General features: G+C 50.6%; 17 protein-coding genes. 13 read left to right on the forward strand and 4 right to left on the reverse strand.

Features of this window, described 5'->3' with window-relative positions; translation table 11 throughout:
* Positions 1-132 precede the first annotated feature (132 nt).
* The 6 genes from IPN95_10920 to tnpA all read left to right on the forward strand — a co-directional run bounded on the left by IPN95_10920 (position 133) and on the right by tnpA (position 5,618).
* The gene (locus IPN95_10920; GenBank protein MBK9449891.1) at positions 133-1,389 is read left to right on the forward strand and encodes a patatin-like phospholipase family protein; all 1,257 of its coding nucleotides are present in this window, start codon (positions 133-135) and stop codon (positions 1,387-1,389) included.
* The gene (locus IPN95_10925; GenBank protein ID MBK9449892.1) at positions 1,311-1,826 is read left to right on the forward strand and encodes a hypothetical protein; all 516 of its coding nucleotides are present in this window, start codon (positions 1,311-1,313) and stop codon (positions 1,824-1,826) included. The genes IPN95_10920 and IPN95_10925 overlap by 79 nt, the downstream gene beginning before the upstream one ends.
* An 83-nt stretch (positions 1,827-1,909) precedes the next feature.
* Positions 1,910-3,157 (forward strand): acyloxyacyl hydrolase, encoded by a 1,248-nt coding sequence (locus tag IPN95_10930; protein ID MBK9449893.1) that lies wholly within the window; start codon positions 1,910-1,912, stop codon positions 3,155-3,157.
* A gap of 33 nt (positions 3,158-3,190) precedes the next feature.
* Entirely contained in the window at positions 3,191-3,646 is a 456-nt protein-coding gene (locus tag IPN95_10935; GenBank protein MBK9449894.1) for a hypothetical protein, read from the forward strand.
* A 136-nt stretch (positions 3,647-3,782) separates the two neighbouring features.
* On the forward strand, positions 3,783-4,715 hold the full coding sequence (locus tag IPN95_10940; GenBank protein ID MBK9449895.1) for a fatty acid desaturase: 933 nt from the start codon (positions 3,783-3,785) through the stop codon (positions 4,713-4,715).
* Between the two features lie 459 nt (positions 4,716-5,174).
* Complete coding sequence (gene tnpA / locus IPN95_10945; protein ID MBK9449896.1) at positions 5,175-5,618, forward strand: IS200/IS605 family transposase; 444 nt, start codon at positions 5,175-5,177, stop codon at positions 5,616-5,618.
* Between the two features lie 194 nt (positions 5,619-5,812).
* On the opposite strand, the gene IPN95_10950 is transcribed toward tnpA, so the two are convergent.
* Positions 5,813-6,844, reverse strand: a complete 1,032-nt coding sequence (locus IPN95_10950) for a c-type cytochrome (protein MBK9449897.1) — start codon at positions 6,842-6,844, stop codon at positions 5,813-5,815.
* A gap of 34 nt (positions 6,845-6,878) precedes the next feature.
* The gene (locus tag IPN95_10955) at positions 6,879-7,832 is read right to left on the reverse strand and encodes a T9SS type A sorting domain-containing protein (GenBank protein MBK9449898.1); all 954 of its coding nucleotides are present in this window, start codon (positions 7,830-7,832) and stop codon (positions 6,879-6,881) included.
* A 257-nt stretch (positions 7,833-8,089) separates the two neighbouring features.
* Here IPN95_10955 and IPN95_10960 point away from each other — a divergent pair, with 257 nt between their 5' ends.
* Genes IPN95_10960 through IPN95_10970 form a run of 3 tightly spaced genes read left to right on the forward strand, consistent with a single transcriptional unit; the run spans position 8,090 to position 10,627 of the window.
* A complete protein-coding gene (locus IPN95_10960) occupies positions 8,090-8,890 on the forward strand; it encodes a T9SS type A sorting domain-containing protein (protein ID MBK9449899.1) in 801 nt (266 codons plus the stop codon).
* A gap of 2 nt (positions 8,891-8,892) precedes the next feature.
* The gene (locus IPN95_10965; protein MBK9449900.1) at positions 8,893-9,408 is read left to right on the forward strand and encodes a multicopper oxidase domain-containing protein; all 516 of its coding nucleotides are present in this window, start codon (positions 8,893-8,895) and stop codon (positions 9,406-9,408) included.
* A complete protein-coding gene (locus tag IPN95_10970) occupies positions 9,359-10,627 on the forward strand; it encodes a multicopper oxidase domain-containing protein (GenBank protein ID MBK9449901.1) in 1,269 nt (422 codons plus the stop codon). Before IPN95_10965 ends, IPN95_10970 begins: the two co-directional genes overlap by 50 nt.
* Positions 10,628-10,757: 130 nt before the next feature.
* Here the strand turns inward: IPN95_10970 and IPN95_10975 are convergent, their stop codons facing one another.
* Together IPN95_10975 and IPN95_10980 are read right to left on the reverse strand one after the other, a co-directional pair.
* Complete coding sequence (locus tag IPN95_10975) at positions 10,758-13,280, reverse strand: T9SS type A sorting domain-containing protein (protein ID MBK9449902.1); 2,523 nt, start codon at positions 13,278-13,280, stop codon at positions 10,758-10,760.
* Between the two features lie 448 nt (positions 13,281-13,728).
* Positions 13,729-14,706 (reverse strand): aldo/keto reductase, encoded by a 978-nt coding sequence (locus tag IPN95_10980; protein ID MBK9449903.1) that lies wholly within the window; start codon positions 14,704-14,706, stop codon positions 13,729-13,731.
* Positions 14,707-15,827: 1,121 nt separating this feature from the next.
* Between IPN95_10980 and IPN95_10985 the strand changes: the two genes are divergently transcribed.
* The 4 genes from IPN95_10985 to IPN95_11000 all read left to right on the forward strand — a co-directional run bounded on the left by IPN95_10985 (position 15,828) and on the right by IPN95_11000 (position 20,301).
* Entirely contained in the window at positions 15,828-16,124 is a 297-nt protein-coding gene (locus IPN95_10985; GenBank protein MBK9449904.1) for a hypothetical protein, read from the forward strand.
* A 148-nt stretch (positions 16,125-16,272) separates the two neighbouring features.
* Complete coding sequence (locus IPN95_10990) at positions 16,273-19,440, forward strand: SBBP repeat-containing protein (protein MBK9449905.1); 3,168 nt, start codon at positions 16,273-16,275, stop codon at positions 19,438-19,440.
* Complete coding sequence (locus IPN95_10995; protein MBK9449906.1) at positions 19,437-19,955, forward strand: hypothetical protein; 519 nt, start codon at positions 19,437-19,439, stop codon at positions 19,953-19,955. The genes IPN95_10990 and IPN95_10995 overlap by 4 nt, the downstream gene beginning before the upstream one ends.
* A 106-nt stretch (positions 19,956-20,061) precedes the next feature.
* Positions 20,062-20,301, forward strand: coding sequence for a hypothetical protein (locus IPN95_11000; protein MBK9449907.1), 240 nt, complete (start codon positions 20,062-20,064; stop codon positions 20,299-20,301).
* The last annotated feature ends 25 nt before the right edge of the window (positions 20,302-20,326 follow it).

The following is a 20,326-nucleotide window of genomic DNA, read 5'->3' on the forward strand; positions in this document are numbered from 1 at the left end:
CTCCACAATAGAAACGCAATCATTTCTCAATTTCCAACTCTCAACTTTTAACTCTCCACTCTCCACATTCAAAACGCAATCAATTTTCAATTCTCAATTCTCAATTCTCAATTCTCAATTCTCAATTCTCAATTGATCAAGAACGTCGGTCTTGCTTTTTCTGGTGGTGGTTTTCGGGCGGCATCCTTTGCTTTGGGAACCCTGAGCTATTTGCAGCATGTGCAGCTTGAAGGCAAGCCAATGTTGCAACGTGCGAGTTTTGTGTCGAGTACTTCGGGCGGATCGATTACGAATGCTTTTTATGCCCTGCGGCTGTACCAAGGCCATCAACCGGAGGCGATTTTCAAGGAATTGTATGCCCATCTTTCCGGGGATGAAATCCTGGAAAAGGCCATGGCGACCTTGACCAATTCGAAGATTTGGGCTGCATATCCGCATAAAACACGCAATTTGATCAATGCCTTTGCGATCACTTACGATCAGGTTTTATTCGGCGGAAAAACGATGGAAGTGTTTTGGAACAAGGCGCATCAACCGCATGTCGACGAGGTTTGTTTCAATTCGACGGAGCTCAACAATGGCATTTCGTTTCGTTTTCGCACGAATGGCACCGATGCCGACATCATTTCCTTTGGCAACTTCTATTTGGGCTTCAAAAAGGAATCCGTCGAAGCCCTGAAATCCTTGCGCATTGCCGACATGGTGGCCGCAAGTTCCTGTTTCCCCGTCGGATTTGAGCCGATCGTCTTTCCCAATGACTTTGCTGCGGGGGAAGAGACGCCAAAAAGTTTGTTGGATGCCTTCGAATTTGACCATAATAATTCCGTCCACAAAGATGCCGTGCAGGCCGTTTCCTTTGGCTTGATTGACGGTGGCGTAGTTGACAATCAAGGCCTGTACAGCTTGGGCCTTGAAGACAGCTTGCGTCCGCCCAAAGCGAGCGCGACCTCCGAACCGAGTCCGAATGGCAAGCCGGAGCCACGACCGTTTGATTTGCTGATTGCTTGCGATGTAGCGAGTTATTTTCTCGATCCCTACGAAGTTCCCTCCGAACCGACAAAATGGTATCTGAAGATTCCGTTGAAGTGGATCGTGGTAGCCTTGGCCTTGATTGTGCCCTTGACGGGCGTGACGGTGGGCATTTTTGCAGCGAATCGGGAGCCTTGGTATTATTTCCTGCTGCTGTTGCCGGCGTATTTGTCTTCGGGATTGATCGGATTTGGATTCTGGAAAGCTGCGAAGGCCTTGCAAAAGGAAAAGAAGCAAGTGCATGGCAAGGTCCTCGGCGGTACCTTGGTAAGCTCCTCAATATGCGGCTTTCCAAAGTTGTCGAACTCGTGCAAGCACGCGGGCAATCGTTTGCGCAACTCGCCTTGGAAGTTTATTTGAAGCAGATTCGGCGATTGCACCTGGACAAAACCTACCGCAATCCCAAAGCTTCCTTGCGTTTGATTTCCAATTTCATCTACGAATTGGGCGCGGTGCACCGTGACCGCCGTGTCTTGGAAAACAAAAAGCCCGAAAACGCCTGGTGGCCGCAATATGCCGCGCAATTGCAACCGAGCCCGCAAATTGAAAAAGCAGCGGATGCGGCCCGCGAAGTTTCGACCACACTCTGGTTCGATCCCAACAACAAAGCCGACCTCGACGCCGTGGCCGCAACCGGTCAATTCACCACTTGCTACAACCTGATTCGTTACCTCAACCGTTTGGAATTGGCAGAAAAGGGACTTTCTCCAGAATTGAGCGCCTTGCGGGAGGAGTTGCTCATGGATTGGGCAAAGTTTCAGGCGAATCCGATGTGGATGCTTGCGGTTTTGCGCTGAAGAAATGACGTGGCGTTGACATCGAATCAATTTGCCTGAAAGGCGGATTGCCAATTTTGTCATCCAGCTGTAATTTGCTTCGAATGCGAATCCAGTTGATGCACAAAATGATGCTGATGCTCCTGCTGATGGCAGCGGGACAGCGTTCATTTTGCCAATTGGCCGAAGATACCGACAGCATCAAAACCCGATGGGTTCTCGGTGGCCGGGCCCATTATGGCTTTGTGCTGATTCATTCGTATGCGCTTGATCCTGTGCGGCATTCCTTTCCTTGGGGTGCCGAAATGGACATTGGCAAACAATTCATCGGGAAACGCGCTTGGGATTTTTGCAATTGTTATCCGCGGGCGGGCGCCTCGCTCACTTTTTGGGACTACGGCAGCGAAATCCTCGGATATGGCGCCACAGCGATGTGGTATGTGGAACCGGTCTTTCTCACGAAACATCGCCTCAATTTCAGCATGCGGCTGAGCAGCGGATTGTCCTATCAAACCAATCCCTACGATTCGGTCACCAATCCCAACAACCTCGCTTACTCCTTGCGGGTGAATGTACCTGCTGCGGTCGGTGCCGCCCTGCATTTCCGACTGAATCCGCATTGGAATTTGCGACTCGGTGCCAATTTCAACCACGTGAGCAACGGCGGACTTGCCCTGCCCAACAAGGGCATCAATTACCCGACGATGAGCCTGGGAGCCGACTATGCGCCGCAAGGCATCGACTTCAAGGAACGGGCCAAAAACATGGACAAAAGTCCGCCAAAGCCTCGGCTGCGCCTGTACGCGGGCGTGACGGGCACGCTCAAACGCGCAAGCGGCGCCGATACGCGTCAGGAACCTGTTTGGGGCGTATGGACGCAGGGAGTTTATTACGTTGGAAGATGGAGCGGCCTCAATCTCGGCATCGAATGGATCAACGACGGTGCCCGCAAACTCAAGATGCAACGCGAAAACATCCCCGGCCGACACGAACGCGGGGGCATTCTCCTGGGTCATCAATTCCTGCTCGGTCGCGTGGTCTTTTCCCAACAATTGGGAATCTACTTCTTCGACCAATTTAAACTCAACGACCCTGTTTACCAACGCTTTGGCCTCGGCTTGCATGTGACCAAACGCCTCTTCGCCGGATTCAACCTCAAAACCCATCGCCATGTCGCCGAATTGCTGGAATTGCGGCTTGCCTGGGGATTTGGTGAGCAAGATTGCTTGAATTTTGCCGAATTGGAGGATGATGTAGAGGAATCACCCATGCGATCCCTAAGCTCATTACGTTTTGGTAATTTGAAAGCGGATTCGCAACGGAGATTGATTTTGAATAAAGGCTGCAAATGATTTGATTTGTGAACACAAGAAATTTGCACAATCATGGCAATCAGAAAGTTGGTGATTAAATCTTGGGTTTACGCGCTCTTGTTGATCGTGATGTCTGCTTGCGGTTCAAAGACAGACAATTCAAACAGTTATGAATCGACTACCACGGAATCAGGAACACCGACGGAATTCAAGGTACCGAACGTGAATTGCGAATCGGCTGTGAATGATCCGCTCACCGAGGTAACGGATTTCAAGGACGTCCATCAAGGTCCCCATTTCCATCAATGCGTACATATTCGGAACACCGTGTACTATCCCGGCTCCTACGAGAATGGCCGCACGAGGATTTCGATCGGGAATGGTGAAATCGGCGGGGTCACCGCCTATTTTGACGAACGGATACACTTTTTTAAAGGAGATTCTATCGAGATCGTGGGGTACGTCGATCAGTCTTCGCCAAACGTATTTTCGGATGCCATCCATCACTGTAAGCTCATCAAGAAATAGGGTTGGATGTCCCCGAACGCCTCTTCGCAGGATTCAACCTCAAGACCTATAGCCTCTTCGCTGATTTGACGATGCAGTGACGCAAGTGACGGATTTGGTATAGCAGGTTGCTCGCTTTTTTGCGTACTTCGAAGGCATGGATGCAGAATTCCACCAATCCGTCAAGGTCAGCAAGGTTGTCTTGCAGGAGCTTGGCAAGCGGCAAAATGGCGCAGCTTGGGCGCGGTTTTTGGTGCATTATTCGCTGTTTCTTGCAACCGGGACCTGCCTTGTGCTGAGTTTCGGACATGCTTGGTGGATGATCTTGTTGGCGATGGTAACCTTCGGTGCGACCACAACGACACTGTTTGCCATGTTGCATGAAACCGGCCACAATACGGCATTCGCCTCCCGTCAGCTCAACCGAATGGTCGCCACGATTGCGGCCTATTCCAATTTTTACATTCCCACAGGCTTCCGCGAATTTCATTTTCAGCATCACCGGCATACGCACGATCCGCATTTGGATCCCGAAATCTCTGTCGGCGGCAAGCCTGCCACTGCCTTGACCTCCAAGCTGATTCCTTACTTGGCCTACCTCACCGGCCTGCCCCTGTTGATGGGCAAAATCGGAATGGCTGTGACGCCTGCATTCGGCATCTTCAGTTTGTTTTATCCCTACGTTGCAAAATCCAAACACAGGCGGCTGATGGTCGAATCCTGGATTTTCCTGCTGTTGCATGGCACGCTCAATGCCTTGGCATTCTGGATATTGCCCGGTTTGTGGTTGCTCTATCCCGGTTATGCGGTGGGTATGATGCTTTTGTCCAGCTACCTTCCAGCCGAGCACGGCGGATTGCCCCACGAAGGTTCGATTTTGCAACGCACCCGCCATATCCGCACGCCGGCTTTGGTTCGCTACATGCTCTGGAACATGCCCTATCACGCTGAGCACCATGCCTATCCGGCGATTCCATTTTACAATCTACCCGCACTCTCTGCGGCAATCGCCGATGATTTGGTGGAAAAGGACAAAAACATTCCCCGCTTTCAATCGTGGACTTTCCGGCGGTTTTTGAAGGGGAAATGAGGGTGCTTTGAAACCAAAATATGCCTACCGGGACCTCTACCAGTGAATCTTTTTTTTTGAGAAAAATCAAGGAGTCACCTCTATAAGCTGTTCGAGGTACCAAGCCCGAAGGGCTTGATCTGTGGATAGCCCCCAGTGAAACTGGGGGTAGCAGGCATCCCCCAAAGTTTCAACCCCGAAGGGGTTGACTATTAGACATATTAGATAGAAATGTGCTCATTATTCAATCGTGTGAAGACTGAATGGGTGACATTTTGGATTGTCCATCGTAACCATTTCTTAAAAAATTGATTTTTTTCACGAAGGAATTTGCATTTGCGCCATCCATTCGAGACATTTGCTAAATAAACAGGTAATTACTCGCTTGATAGGTCTTAATTACTACAAATAAACGCATTTAATAATGACGCGTCGAGTTTGGCGCTTAAGAATTGTAAGCAAGATTATGAGGAGGTTGAAATGAGTTATAGACAGATTTATTATCAAATCGTTTTCAGCACATATCAGCGCAAGCCAACAATTGCGGAGGCGCATTGCGAGGAATTGTACCGTGATGTTTGGAAAATTGTGAAGGATCATAATTGCAAGCTCCATCGCGTCAACGGCACAGAAGACCATATCCACATTTTTTGCGATTTGCATCCGAGCATCGCCTTGGCAGATTTTGTCAAGGATCTCAAAGTCAAAAGCAGCCTTTGGATGAAACGTTGTGGAAAATTTCCATTCTTCAACGGATGGCAAGAAGGTTATGGTGGATTTACATATAATTTCCGTGACCGTGATATGATCATCGAGTATGTGAAAAACCAGAAGGAACACCATAAGAAGGAGAGTTCTTACGACGAATTCAAACGGTTGTTGAGTGAAAATGGGATTGCGTTTGATGAGAAGTATTTGTTGTGAAGATGAAGGGTATAAATCTATTTTGTTAATTGTCAACCCCTTCGGGGTTGAAATCTAGGAGGATCGCCTACCCCGGGCTTTGCCCGGGGCTATCCACAGGTCAAGCCCTTCGGGCTTGGAAGGTAGAATCCTGCACCATTCTGGTTTTACTGGCAAAGTTGCCGATAAGCATTAACCAAAACCTGAAGGCTGCCTCACTCCCGCTGAAACCGCGGATCATTCACAAAATGCGTATCGGTCAGCGCATTCAAAAAAGCAACAAGATCCTGTTTTTCCCGTTCCGTGAGTTGCAAGGGGCGAATCAACGGGCTTTTGCTCGGATGATCGGCGCCGCCGCTGTTGTAATGTTCGATGACCGCAGCGAGCGTGGGCACGCTGCCATCGTGCATATAAGGCGCGGTCAGGCCCGCGTTGCGCAGGCTCGGGACCTTGAATTTGGCCAAATCCGTGGAGTCATGCGTGAACCGCATGCGGCCGATGTCGGCATACTCCGTGTAGAGGCCATTGTTTTCAAAGGCATATTCGGTGAAGTTGAAGCCGCCGTGGCAGCGGAAACAATTGGTCTTCTCACTGAAAAACAGCTCCATTCCGCGCATTTCAGCATACGAAAGCGCCTCCCTGCAACCTTGGTTTGCATATTGGTCATAAGGGCTGTTGCCGCTCAGCATGGTGCGTTCGAAGGTGCTGATGGCGCTCGTGATCACAAAGGGATCGGGAATTCGCCCATACGCCGCGCGGCTCATCTGCACATAAACGCAATCCGTCTGCAGTTGATAGCTGATGTCCACGATGTTGTGGTTGAATTCATTCACCTCCTGAATCGGCACCAAAACCTGCATTTCCAGAGTCGGGACACTGCCCTCGCGAATCAAATAAGGATGGTAGGCGACATTGGCCAATGACGGTGCATTGCGCGTCCCGGGACGGTCGAATACCCCTGGCGTGGTCGGCAAATTGTCGGCGAGGGCAAATTCGGTTTTGTGGCAACTTCCGCAGCTATGCGTCCCGGTGACCGACAATACCGGATCGTAAAAGAGCTTCTTCCCGAGTCGCCAACGTGCTTCGGTCAAGCCATTGTTGCTTGGAAATTCGACGGCGGGAAATCCTGCAGGAACTTGCAGCAACTCGTCGGAATAGACAGGCACGGGACAAGGCGGATCGATTTCCCGGCAGGCAACAGCAAAGCACCCGAGAAGGATCAGCAGGAGAAAATGCCGGGGTTTCATTGTGTGAAACGGCATTCGGTGTCGGATTCCAAGCTTATTGTGCAATCACGAGGCGTTGCGTAGCGACCGTTTGGCCATCCTGCTGCAAAGCAACGAGGTAACAGCCAGAAACGGCGATGTTCAGATCGGCGATGCCTGCGGTCGGGACAATGGTTTTGATGATTCTCCCGGTGTAATCATAAACCACGAAGCTGCTTTCTGTAGCGGTGGAAGCTGCGACTTGCAGGCGTGTGGTACCGGACGCAGGATTCGGGAAGATGCTGAAGCTGGGTGCGTTGGCAACTTCGACTCCTGTAATGACGGCCGGGGAAAACACATGGTCGCGGAAATTCTGGAGAATCGTGCGCGCGATGCCGGTGCCGCCATGGTTGATCGGTCCAGTGGAAACGTCGATGTTGCGGAGTGCCAATTCGTAGTCGGCATCCAGGTCAATGATAAGGTCTTGACCGCTTACCGTGCCGGAGGTGGTAATCGTCTGCGAATAGTAATTGGCGTCTTCCAAGCCGTGGATTTCCCAGGATTGCACAAAATTATTTCCGCTGTTGCCGTTCATAGCGACGAACAAATAGCCCGAAGACCAGCCCCAGTGCATGGAAGGCGACTGCAGCGCCAACGGATGCGGGGCGGTGTAGCCGGTGGGATTGAGGTGGTTGTAGGCATTTTGAACGCCGATGTAGAAGCGCACGCCTTCCAAGGAAGTCACGTTAAAACTTCCCAACGCCTGAAGCGTGGGTTGGTCGGCATGTACAAGCATCCATGTGGTGTCGACGGATGTTTGCATTCCCCCGTCATGGATCAGGGTAATCTGGGAAATGTAGTAATCGAGCCGCGAAGCCGTAAACTCAACGCCATTGTTGTTGGCGGCTGTTGCACCGAATTGAAAGGGATTCGCCCCCAGTTTGTGGTTGATCCGGAGAGAGACATTCTGCTGGGCGAAGGAGAAACTCGCAGCAGAGAGGACAAGGAGAAAAATGTACAGTCGCTTCATCGAATTGTGTTTTACTGTTTCCAAAATTCCGGAAAGAATGTGTAAGATAAGGCATTATTCGATGGAAATGCCGTCTCAGCACGACAGAACAGCGTTTTTTTTGACACCAAGACACCAAGGCATCAAGTTGGCGCGCCGTCCTTGGAGTCTTGGTGCCTTGATGGCCGAATTTCAGCCTCAAAACGTTGATTTTTAACAGCTATTCTTGAACTGATCTCGGCATTGCCTATTTTTAGGATGAAAATCAGCACAGCGTTATGAAAAATACATTTACCCAGATCGTTTTTGCCATCACATTGCTCTTCGCACCGTTTTTCGGAAAATCCCAAACGACGGCGATGGATTTCAACCGCTTGGACTGCAATGGCAATATGCAGCACCTGTTTGCTGACCTTGACGCTGGAAATGCGGTGATTTTGGAGTTTTTCATGCAAAACTGCAATCCCTGCATTGTCGCCGCAGGCAAGCTCGAAGCGATGAAAGCCGACTTGCTGGCTGAATTTCCCGGCAAAATCAAGGGCTACGCCATCGGATTCAACAATTCGTATTCCTGCGCGAGCAACATCAACTGGGTGACCACCAACAACGTGACCTCCATCCCGATGGACAGCGGCGCTACCCAAGTGGCCTACTACGGCGGCATGGGCATGCCTACGATTGTCATTCTCGGTGGCGGCACCAACCATTCGGTCCTCGGAAGTCCCTACGTCGGATTTGCCACGAGCGACACAATCACGATGGCTGCCGACATCCGCAACTTCCTGAATACGACCACCGGCATCACCGCAAGCGCATTGACCGCCAATACATTCGACGTTTATCCCAATCCCGCAAATGGCTTGCTCAATTTCCGCTGCAACCTCTCCGCCCACGCCGACCTGTCGCTCCAAATCATGGATTTGACAGGCAAAACCTTGATGACGGTGAACGAGAAAAATGTCGCTGCAGGCGAATTCACACTTCCGCTGAACACTGCCGAATTGACTGCAGGCACCTATTTGATCAAGGCGACCGCCAACGATGCTGTCTTGACCAAGCGATTCACTGTAACCCATTGAGTATGTCTTCGAATTGGTTTTTGCGTGTCGTCACGGCTGCATTGTGCTGCGTGGCGACCCTTCCGGCGAATGCCCAAAATCCCCTGTTGATTCCGGATACCCTTGTAGGACCCAACATTCAGTTGAATGTCGCTGCGGGAACCATGAACTATTTCCCGGGATTGACGACCCCGACGTTGGGTTACAACGGCAATATCTTGGGTCCGACGCTCTTGCTGAATACCGGCGACAGCGTCACCTTCCACGTCACCAATCAGCTCAACACCGCCACCACGGTGCATTGGCATGGCTTTCACGTCGCGCCCGAGCACGACGGCGGACCGCATCAACTCATCGCTCCCAATTCGACTTGGAGTCCGGGGTTCAAGATTCGCAACCGCGCCTCCACGCTGTGGTACCACCCGCATGGCGAGGGCAAAACCGAACTCCAAGTCACCCGTGGTTTGGCAGGCTTTGCGATCGTGCGCGATGCGCAGGAAGCTGCCTTTTGCGCTGCCACGCAAGTATGGCGTCGATGATTTTCCGATTGTACTGCAATCCAAGGCCGTCGATGTCTTGGGGCAGTTTGCCATCGCGACGCACGAAGATTCGATCATGCTCGTCAACGGGATCTTGAATCCCTATTTGAACGTGCCGCAGCAAGTGGTGCGCTTTCGGTTGCTGAATGGCAGCGCCGACCGCACGTATTGGCTGGGCTTGAGCGACAATGCGGACTTTTCATTGATCGCTTCCGACGGCGGATTGTTGTCGGCGCCGCTCGTGACCAACCGTGTGCGCCTGTCTCCGGGCGAACGCGCCGAAATTCTTGTGTCCTTTGCGAGCAGTACGATCGGCGATTCCTTGGATCTGATCAGCTACGCTTCCGAATTGCCCCATGGCATCATCGGCGCCGATACCGTGGGTTTGGGCGCAAACCTGATCGGCGAGGGATATTATACCAATCCGCTGAATGGGCAGGATTTCCGCGTATTGCGGTTGCATGTGATCGCCCCGACGAGTAATCCGATTCTGGCAATTCCAGCGGCATTTGATCCCGTGATTCCGATCGATACGAATGCCGTGGACGAACATCGCCACTTGCATTTTGCGGCAGATACTGCTGGTTTTGGCGAAGTCGCCCTCGTCGACGGCCCCTTCCATATCAATGCGCAGCCGTTCAACATGGATTCGATCAACATCCGCACCCAACTCAATCACAAGGAAATATGGACACTGACGAATGCGACGAGGGTGGCCCATCCGTTTCACATCCATGATATTCAATTTTTTGTGCTCGACATCAACGGCAATCCGCCGCCACCGCAATATGCAGGATGGAAGGACGTGATTTTGGTGATGCCGGAAGACACCGTGCGGTTTGTGGCCGTCTTTGACGACTTCGCCAATGATTCGATTCCCTACATGTACCATTGCCACCTGCTGCACCACGAAGACGACGGCATGATGGGCCAATTTTTGGTGATGAATCCGGCGACCGGTGCCTCCGATGCAGTTCACAATTCGGTCGAATGGACACTTTTTCCCAATCCGGCAACGGATGAAATCCAGCTACTTTGGAAGGGAAATTCGATGCGACAGGCTAATCTTCAAATTTTGGATAGCCAAGGTAAAATTGTTTTGAATCAGTCCTTTCCTGCGAATGGAACGGTGAATATCGACGGCTTATCCGCTGGAATTTACCTGCTCAAAGTATCCACCCGGGAAGGCGTCAGCGTCAAGAAATTCTTGAAGCGGTGACATTGCCGCGTTGTTTTTGCCACCAAGACACCAAATTCCACTTCGTGTCTTTGTGCCTTCGTGGCCGAATTTCAGCGCCCAGCCTCGTGTCTTGGTGCCTTGGTGGCCAATCTCAAACCAAAGCTGATACCTACCTCCCGATCACCAAACGCTTGGCCGTGGACCGTCCCTCCGACTTGGCGACCATCATGTAAATGCCCGGCTTCAAACCACTCACATCGAGCGTCAACTGCCCAACAATGGGTCGTGAAAACAGCATTCGACCTTGCAAATCGAAGCATTCCAACGTCGCATTCGAACCAAAATCAGGATGCAGCACAACCTGCACTTGCGCGGCAGCTGGGTTGGGAAACAGGGAAATAGCATCGGACAAATGGTGTCCTTGGGCAACATTAACTCCGATGTAATTGATTTCCACGGTATGCGTTCCGGGCGCGAGGGGGATGGACGTTTCGAGGACGCCATTGGTGTCGGTATTTGCAGTCGAAATCACGGCTTGGTCCACAAGAATCTGGAACATCGCATTCGGTTCAAGATCAGCTGCGAATATGCCGACGGATCGGCCGCCGGGGATCGTATGGAGCACGTGGTAGCCAACACCGGTATCGCCAACAGCATTGAAAAAGAAGAGGGTATTGTCCCAATCCGTGCCGATGGAAAAAGCATTCTGTTGGCCAAAGCCACCCGCCACGGCAGGCTGATTGTTGTCCCCGATTTTGATCGTATGGAAGAAAACCAAGCTGTCGGTGACCGTCGTCGGGGCAACTTCGATGCGCCACCGTCCCGGCGTCGTATGCACCGTGTCCATGTTCACGCCCACAGGATAATTGGTGCCATCCACCCAGAATTCATAGCCCGTGCCGCCAATGCGGGTCGTGCGTGAGGCCGCAGGCAGCAGGGTACGAATGGCGACATTGCCATTGCCATTCGCCTGCACAATGTCGCGCCCGTCAAAGGTCTCAATATGCCCCGGGACGGCTGCATTCAGCAAGTTTCCATTGATCGTGGGTTGCTTTTGGAAATGGAGCAGCCATTTGGCATCGCGTTGCGCGGTCCCCACGTTGCGCAGGTGCACATGGTCGAGCACGAGCACATGATCCGGCTTGTAAAAGAGCACACGCCTGCGAAAACGGTCGAGTTTTGTGCTGTCATAACTCTGTTCCGCATCCGAAATCGTATAACAATAATCATTGCCGCTGCCCCACAATACCCAATTTCCCCGCTGATATTGCGGCTCGAAGATGTTGTTGTAATTCATCAAGGTCGGAGACTCGATTTGCCCGCCGTCGTTGCTTACGTTGACGCCCCAATTGGTGTATTGGTCGGTGGAATCATACACCAAAATGCTGTTGTGGGCGATGGTGCGCTGATAGTAATTGATGTAATGCGCATTCCCGTAAGACGCATAATACCCCGAATTCACGATCTGCGGCGCATTTTTGTAGACGCAAAAGGTATTGTTGTCGCGGTGGTCGTGCGACGACTTTTTGTTGGGGGCATCGTAAGTCCAGACCAAGGCGGCGTCGGATTCCCAACTCGTTCGGCTGACGGACAAGCCCGTTTTGTCGCTCCACCAATCGTGGGCGATGTCAGGCTTGGTGACCACCGGCATCCCGAAATCTTTGTACATCAACTTGTTGTACACGGGATTGGTCCAGCCGAGATTGCCCGGCTGACTCCAATATTGCGCAAGCCAAAGGCTGCGTGGATCGTTGAATTCGCGGGCATGTTGGTAGATGACGCGGTCGGCTTGGATATTGGTGAAGCCGTCGCCCCAATTGATCGTCCAGCCGTCGGGTTGGATGAAATACCAGTATTGATTGATCGAATTCAGCACCCAAGGCAGGTCATGGAAAAAATCGGCCCCCGTGGCAATGCGCATGTTTTCGAAGAATTGAAACTGATCAATCAGGCTCCACATGGAATACGCCGCCGTCCAATTCCATCCGCCATCGTCGTCGCGGTAATGCCCGTAACAGGGGAAAAAGCCATTGGTGAATTTGTCGAGCGTGATGCGGTACCACCGTTCGACGGTGTCGACCTCGGCATTGCTGAGTCCGTCAGCGCTGTCGAGCACGAGGGCAAATTGGTTGGCAAAGATGGTATTCCAGGCGTTGTGGCTTGAGACGTAGCTGTTGCCAGCATTGGACGTGATGTAGGTATTCATAAAATACCGTTCGGCCTTGTACAGATTGCGGGCGAGGTTTTGCCGCATCGGAATGGGCAGGTCATCGTGGCACCAATCCAGGAAAATGCCTCCGATATCGCTCAATTCGCGGATATTGTCTTCGTTGCCATACCAATCGTAATGCGCAAAATTGAGCGTATCCCAGCGGGTGTTGATTTTTGAAATGACGAATCGGCAGCGCTTGAGCGCCAACGGATCATGGTTGATGCGGTAGAGCGAAGCCACATAAATCGCCTGAAGATGTGACCAATTGCTGGAGAAATCCCAAGTCCAAAGGGTGCTGTCCGTCCCGAGCAGGTAAAGCTGCGGATCGTTGTACCAATTGTTGTTGACCGCATTCACAAAGGTCGTGTAGGTGGTCCCGCATTCCCCGATGGCCCGAATTGGCCTGCAAATAGGCAAAACGGGTGGAGTCGACGTAGATGCGCGGCCGTTGAGAGTGGATGTCGGGATAGACCTGTGCATGCGCGATGCCGGCAAACAGCATCAGCAACAACAAAAGGAGATTTTTCATCGGCGACCGTGGATTTGATCCAAGTGGAATTCACCGAAAGGTAGGGAAATAATCAGTCGGGAATGTGAGCACGCAATAAGTGCATATCTCCTCGACCGTCATGTCGCCCATGGTCATATCGCGGCACCGTCATGTCGACCGGAATCCTCAAGGAGCATAGCGACGCCGAGGATGGAGAGGAGACATCTGTAGGCTTCGCTGACCGGTTTCGCTGACCAGTCTCGCTGACCGAGAAGGTGCTACTTTGCGCCCAGATGTCTCAGCTGCGTTTCGGCTACGCTTCGCTTCGCCTGCACTCCGTTCGACATGACAAGATGGGACTACGCTTCGCCTCCACTCCGTTCGACATGACGAAAGGGGGGCGCGCTGTACCTAAAAAACTGCCACCAAAACAATCCCTCAAAACTCCGGATGCACCGGCTTGTTGGCCAAAATCCCCTCAATGCGTTCCATCACTTCCGGGGTCAAGAGCGCCACGGTGTCGAGGGCTTTGAGGTTGTCTTCCAACTGCGACAACTTGGAGGCACCCATAATTGCGGTACTGACATTCGGATTTTTGATGGTCCAAGCCAATGCGAGACGGGGCATGGTCGTGCCGATTTCTTCTGCCAAGGTCACCAATTTGCCCACTTTGGCAATGTTTTCCTCGACCAAGACGCGGTTTTTGAGCCAATCCATCCCTTCGATGTCGAGACGGGTTTTGTCCACGTTGGCATTGTTGTATTTGCCTGTGAGCAAACCACTTGCCAACGGTGACCATATTGTGGTGCCGAGGCCCATGCCATCATACAATTTTTTGTATTCGACCTCCACGCGGTTGCGGGTAAACATATTGTATTGCGGTTGCTCCATTGTCGGTGGAATCAGATTGTACTGCCGCGCGACACCATAAGCTTCCTGCAATTCCTGTGCACTCCATTCGCTCGTGCCCCAATACAGGATTTTGCCCTGCTGAATCAAATTGTGCATCGTCCAAACGGTCTCTTCGACGGGCGTACTTTTGTCGGGACGGTGGCAAAAATAAAGGTCCAAATAATCGACCTGCAAGCGTTTGAGTGCCGCATGGCAGGCCTCCGTCACGTGTTTGCGGCTCAATCCGAATTGCGTGGGCTTGTCCCCGCCCCAATAGACTTTGCTCGACACGGTATAGGTGTCACGACGCCATCCGGATTTGTGCAGGATTTCGCCCATGACAACCTCGCTTTGCCCTTTGGAATAGATTTCGGCATTGTCAAAGAAGTTCACCCCGCCATCATAAGCCCTGTGCATCAGCGACTCCGCCGTGCCATCTTCGATTTGTTTGCCAAACGTGAGCCATGAACCAAAGGAGAGGACGCTCACTTTGAGGCCCGATTTTCCAAGTCTTCTATATTCCATTCTGTCGAATCGTTTTTGTGGGGCAACCGCGAATTGAGGGTGCGTGTTAGGGAAACTGCCATCGGGCGAATTGGTTTTGCGGAGGCGCGGAAATGTTGTGGCACTTTTGGGTTATCCACGCCACCCTCTTTGAATTTGAAATTTGGCCGAAAGTTATCCACCAATGACTTCTGAAGTACATCAAATGACTTGTTGGGGTCCCTCGAGGGACTTCCGAGGTCAATCGAATGACTTCTGAGGTCCCTTGAGTGACTTGTTAGGGTCCCTCGAGTGACTTCCGAAGTCCCTTGAGGGACTTGTTGGGGTCCCTTGAGTGACTTCCGAAGTCCCTTGAGGGACTTGTTTGGGTCCCTCGAATGACTTCTGAAGTCCCTTGAGTGACTTGTTAGGGTCCCTCGAGTGACCTTTGAAGTCCCTTGAGTGACTTCAGAGGCCATTCGTTCAACTTCAGAAGTCATTCGATCTACTTCCGAAGTCCCTTGAGTGACTTCCGAGGTCCCTCGAATGACTTCCAAGGTCCCTTGAGTGACTTCCGAAGTCCCTTGAATGACTTCCAAGGTCCCTCGAATGACTTCAGAAGTCATTCTGGACGCAATGGAGGCCGATTTTGCTTTTTTGGGGTCCGTAGGCTAAAGACCTACGGTAATTGAGTAGCCTGGGTGGTGAGATCGGGTTGGCGCTGAAATTGAGTCATCGTTGTGCTGTGGATGCCGGCCCTATTGACTCAATTTCAGCGGTTGGTGTGATCGGCGGATAGTTGACTCAATCTTTAGATCAGCGAAGCTAATTTCTGGTGGTTTCAACCTCCGGCGGGGGCGGGGCGCAGGCTTTTGTGGTTGCGGGAAACGGAATCTGTTCTGGTGTTGGGTGGGCGTTTGGTTGTTAGAGACGCGATGAATCGACGTCTCTAACAACCAAACGTGGGACCTGTTGCGGCTTTGGTCGTGCATTTCTTTTTGCCTTGATGGCAGGACCCTGCGATCCAATCGGCCATTGGACGCATTGCAACAGGGTTTAGCTTTTTAATGCAAATTTAATCTACTGACTTGCTTGGAATTCTGGAATCCATCTTGTAGCTTCACAATCAGCAATTTTCTTTTACCAACTTTATTCCAAACTAAATGAAACACTCACTCACCCGGCTACTCCTTATTCTAGTACTTACCGTGGCTAGCCTCACCGTCTATTCGCAGCCTGTCAATCAGGTTTTTGAGGAATGGGTGACAGCCGACGGGACACAAAACTATTTTATCAAGGCTGCGGTGGAGACGGACCCGGATGGGGTTACTGGAAATCGGGATTGTTTGAAGGTTTCGGCACCATCGTGGGGACTCCGGAGGAGTCAAACCTTTATAGAAAACAGTACATTCCGCCACCTTTCGACTCCAGCGGAGTCGCACATTTACGGCTCCAACTGAAAAGCCAAACGGATACGAAGGCATCGACTTCGTGACAGTAGGAAAATTAGAACCACTTCACTAATTTCAGGAGATGTACAACTTTGACGGTGCTAACATGGGTTTCAGGAGGGCTTGCAGAATCCTCAGTCGCTTCGCTCCTTTCGGATTGACCAGAGGCACAGTCGCCAACATGAGCACGGGCTACGACATCCATACGGTCAAAATCGACACCTTAATGAATGTGCTTTGGGATGTGGACTATTCTTCCTCAGGCAACCACGACGACGAAGGCAACGCCCTCGCCATCGACCCGAGCAATGGCAACGTCTATGTCGGCGGATTTAAAGATGTTTCAGGGCAAGGAACGGACTTCGTGACCTTGATGTACAATGACGCAGGCAGCCTTCAATGGTCCGCGATGTGGAATGATACCGCCGATGGCGGCGACACGGTCAAAGCTTTGGTCGTGGATGCAAGTGGCAACGTAACCGTCACAGGTTCAGCATGGAATGGCAGCAGCTTGGATTACCATACGGTTCAATACGACGATACGGGCACCCTTCTTTGGGAACGTAGCTTCAACGACAAATACAATTTCACGGATGCGCCCATGGACATCGCCCTCACGAGCGACAATGGCGTGGTGGTGACCGGACAAAGCCTAAACCCAGACAGCACTTGGAGTTATGTCACCGTCAAGTACTTGGCGCATGAATTTATCTTGCCCGTGGACAGCGACAGCGTCTCGACGAGCCTTCGATGGCTCACCAACCGCGATCAGCTGCTCGATACAGACACCAACTTGGTGGAGCGGGTCAAGTATTACAGCAACCAATGTTATCCCAATCTCTATTTCATGGCGGACACGCTCAGTTACGTGTTTTTCCAAGGCGTAGATACCACCAACAATGACACCCTCCACCGCATCGACATGACCTTCAACGGCGCCAATGCTGCACAAAAGCTCCTGCCGATGGACAAAGAAAGCTACTGGAACAACTATTACCTCGGTCATATCCCCGAAGGCAGACCCTTCGTTTCCCTCCACGACCGCCTCGTCAAGCAAGAAGTTTGGCCCAACATCGACGTGGTCTATTCCAGCAATCAACGCGGATTGAAATACTACATTGTCGTCCATCCTGGTGGGGAAACTGGCGCCATTTCCTTGGAATACCACGGGTATGATGCACTCTCCGTTGATGGAAATGAAGCCCTTGTGATTGAGAGTTCAATTGGGGAGTTGGTGCAACCGCAGGCCTTGGCTTATGAGATGGATGCCAATGGAGAGTTGGATTTGTTGGCTTGGCAGCCGGAGTATTTGGTTTCAGGGGGTGAGGTGACGTTTGATGCGATTGGGAGCTGGACCGGGGATTTGGTGATTGAGGTGAATTGGGGGTATGTTAGCTATGAGGCCGTTGGTGCAAAACGGTGGTGGGGAACTTACTTGGGAGGGAGCGGGAATGAATTTGCATACGACCTCACGATCGATCAGGCAGACAATCTATATGTTGCCGGCAGTACAGGAAGCTCCAATTTTCCGATATATGGTGGATCAATTTATCAACCTACATTTGGAGGCAATATCGATGCATTCGTTGGAAAATTCAATAATCAATATCATCGGGAGTGGATTTCATATTTTGGAGGAAATGGGGAAGATCAGGGATACGGGGTTGCCCATGATTTGAACAGTGGTACGGTATTTTTGTGTGGGGAAACAAATTCTTCGAATCCCAGCATTCCTTTTCCATACCAATTATCGATTTCAGGCTCTTATCAAGATGTACTGATAAAAGGATATATAGCTGGTTTTGACGATTTTACTGGTTCAATTAATTGGCTAACAGGCTTTGGAGGTCTTGGCACAACTTGTAAAAAGATTAAAACTGATGTGGACGGAAATATCTTTGTAGTTGGAAACTCGGAGCAACAGAGCCATTTGGTAACCTGCACACCACCAACTGGATTCTTCCCAATTTGTGTACCGGGTTCTGCTTATGGACAAGAATTGAGAGGCTCCATGAGCAGTATTTCTCAGGATGGGTTTATTGTAAAATTTACCCATGATCGCTCCTTGTATTGGAGTACATTTTTTGGAGGTGAAGAAAGTGAGAACCTTCATGGATTGGCAATTGACGATGCTCGGGACCTGCTTTACATCGTAGGTAGCACAAGCAGTTCCACAGTGTTGTTTACCACAGATCCCTTTCCTACCTGGAACCATAGCGGATATTTCCAGGATTTGAATATCCCGAGTATTGCAGGTGATGTTGATGGGTTTATTGCTCAATTTTCCACAAATGGGGAACCAAATTGGTCCACTTTTTTTGGAGGAACAGGGAATGATGAAATTACCGATGTTGAGGTAAGTGATGCCCCAAATTCCGAAGGCTACTTGATGATCTGTGGCCATACCACCAGCGACACTTATGCCGCTACAATGAATTTGGAACCAGGTTTTGGCAACGAAGGATTTCCTCACTTTAACGGTGGTTTGGCATTTGACGAGGCCTATGGAGGCGGAGATCATGATCCATTTGGGGCTATGTTTGACGACAAGGGAGATTGTATTTGGTCATCCTACCTTGGGGGAACGGAAGATGAGGGAATTCATTTCCGCTCACCAAGTATTTCGGTAACCGAAAGTGGAGCTTTTTACATAGGTGGCTTCACATACTGTGGTTCAAACTCCTCCGCTCAATACCCGCATTTCGTAACTAACAGTTCGTTTCGTAGCCAACCTACCCATGCAGGTGTCTCTGCAGCCAACTTGGTTGGTGATGCCTACTTGTTTCGGTTTAATAACAATGCCCAGTTCGAGTTTGGTACCTATTTTGGGGGAAATGATTTATTACACACACCACAAGGTGCCAATGACATACTAGGAGCGATCGAATGTGATGATTCACATGTTTATTTGGCAGGCGGGACGAGTTCGAATTCAAATTTTCCACTCAGTCGGCCGTTTTCAAACTCCTACTATTCCTCAGCAATTGGGGTTCCTAGCCAGACAAGTTCGTCGGCCTTTTTGGCCCAAATCCAGGTAGATCCTTTTGTTGGAATCGCAGCGCCACCAACTCAATTACCAGGAATTTCAATCTATCCAAACCCAAGTGCGGGCAAGGTTACCCTCGCGTGGCAAAGTAAAATGCCAAGTAAGGTCTTGATTAGCGTGTATAACAGTTTTGGACAACTTATTCTTCAAAATGATGGTTCTGAGGTAATTGGAGCAAACCAACAAGTTATCGATTTGACTGGACAGGCGCCGAGTCTATATATCGTCAACATTCGTAGTAAAAATGGGGAATTCTCCGCAAAAGTCATTTTGTTATGAAAAGGATTTGCGGTTGCATTTTATTCACATTCTTTTTAATCAGTGTATGTTTTGCGCAACTCTGGGAACCCTTGGCTGGTGGAACATCATATTCAATAAGGAATGTATTTGCAGACTCGATTAGCAAAAAGCTATACCTCGTCGGGCATTTCAAATATGCTGGCGACACGATGGTGCTGGGAATCGCCGAATGGGACGGCCAAGCTTTCAAATGCCTTGGAGGAGGTATTCCCGATCCATGGTATTGCCTTCCTTCAAATTACGCAGTCTGCATCAGCCCGTCTTTTATTTACAGCTATAACAATCAAGTCTTTGTAAGTGGCAATTTTGACACGATCGGTGGGGTCTATCCCATTGACGGCCTGGCAAGATGGGATGGCTCCCAATGGATTGATTGCGGAAATCCGACGAGTGCATTATCATCTCCGTCACGGATGGAAGACTCTTTGGTTGGGCGTTTGATTCCATCGAGGAACAAGGCCCGATGCAAGTCCTTGGACAATGGAACGGATTAGAATTGAACAATTTGGACACAGATGACATTTCTCCAATCGGTCGGCCCATTTCAAGTCGAGTTTTACAAAGGGGAATATTATTTCGCGGGTAACTTTAATCATCCAGATGGATACAAAGAAATCATTCGGTGGGATGGAGCAAATTGGAGAACCGTTGGCTCTGGAGTTAGGAATGGACGTTGAGCGTAATCAGAGTATTCAGAGGTCAGTTCTTTGTGGAGGAGAGTTCCATGCTGCTGATGGCAATCCTGCAAGTAATTTCATGGCTTGGGACGGCAACCAATGGTACAATCCCTTCCCTAAAGTACTCTTTCACCAACAAGTAAACAAATTGGAAGATCATTGAGGCAGAGCTGTTTATGGTTGGAACC

It is taken from the genome of Bacteroidota bacterium, assembly GCA_016718825.1.
Taxonomy (GTDB): domain Bacteria; phylum Bacteroidota; class Bacteroidia; order J057; family JADKCL01; genus JADKCL01.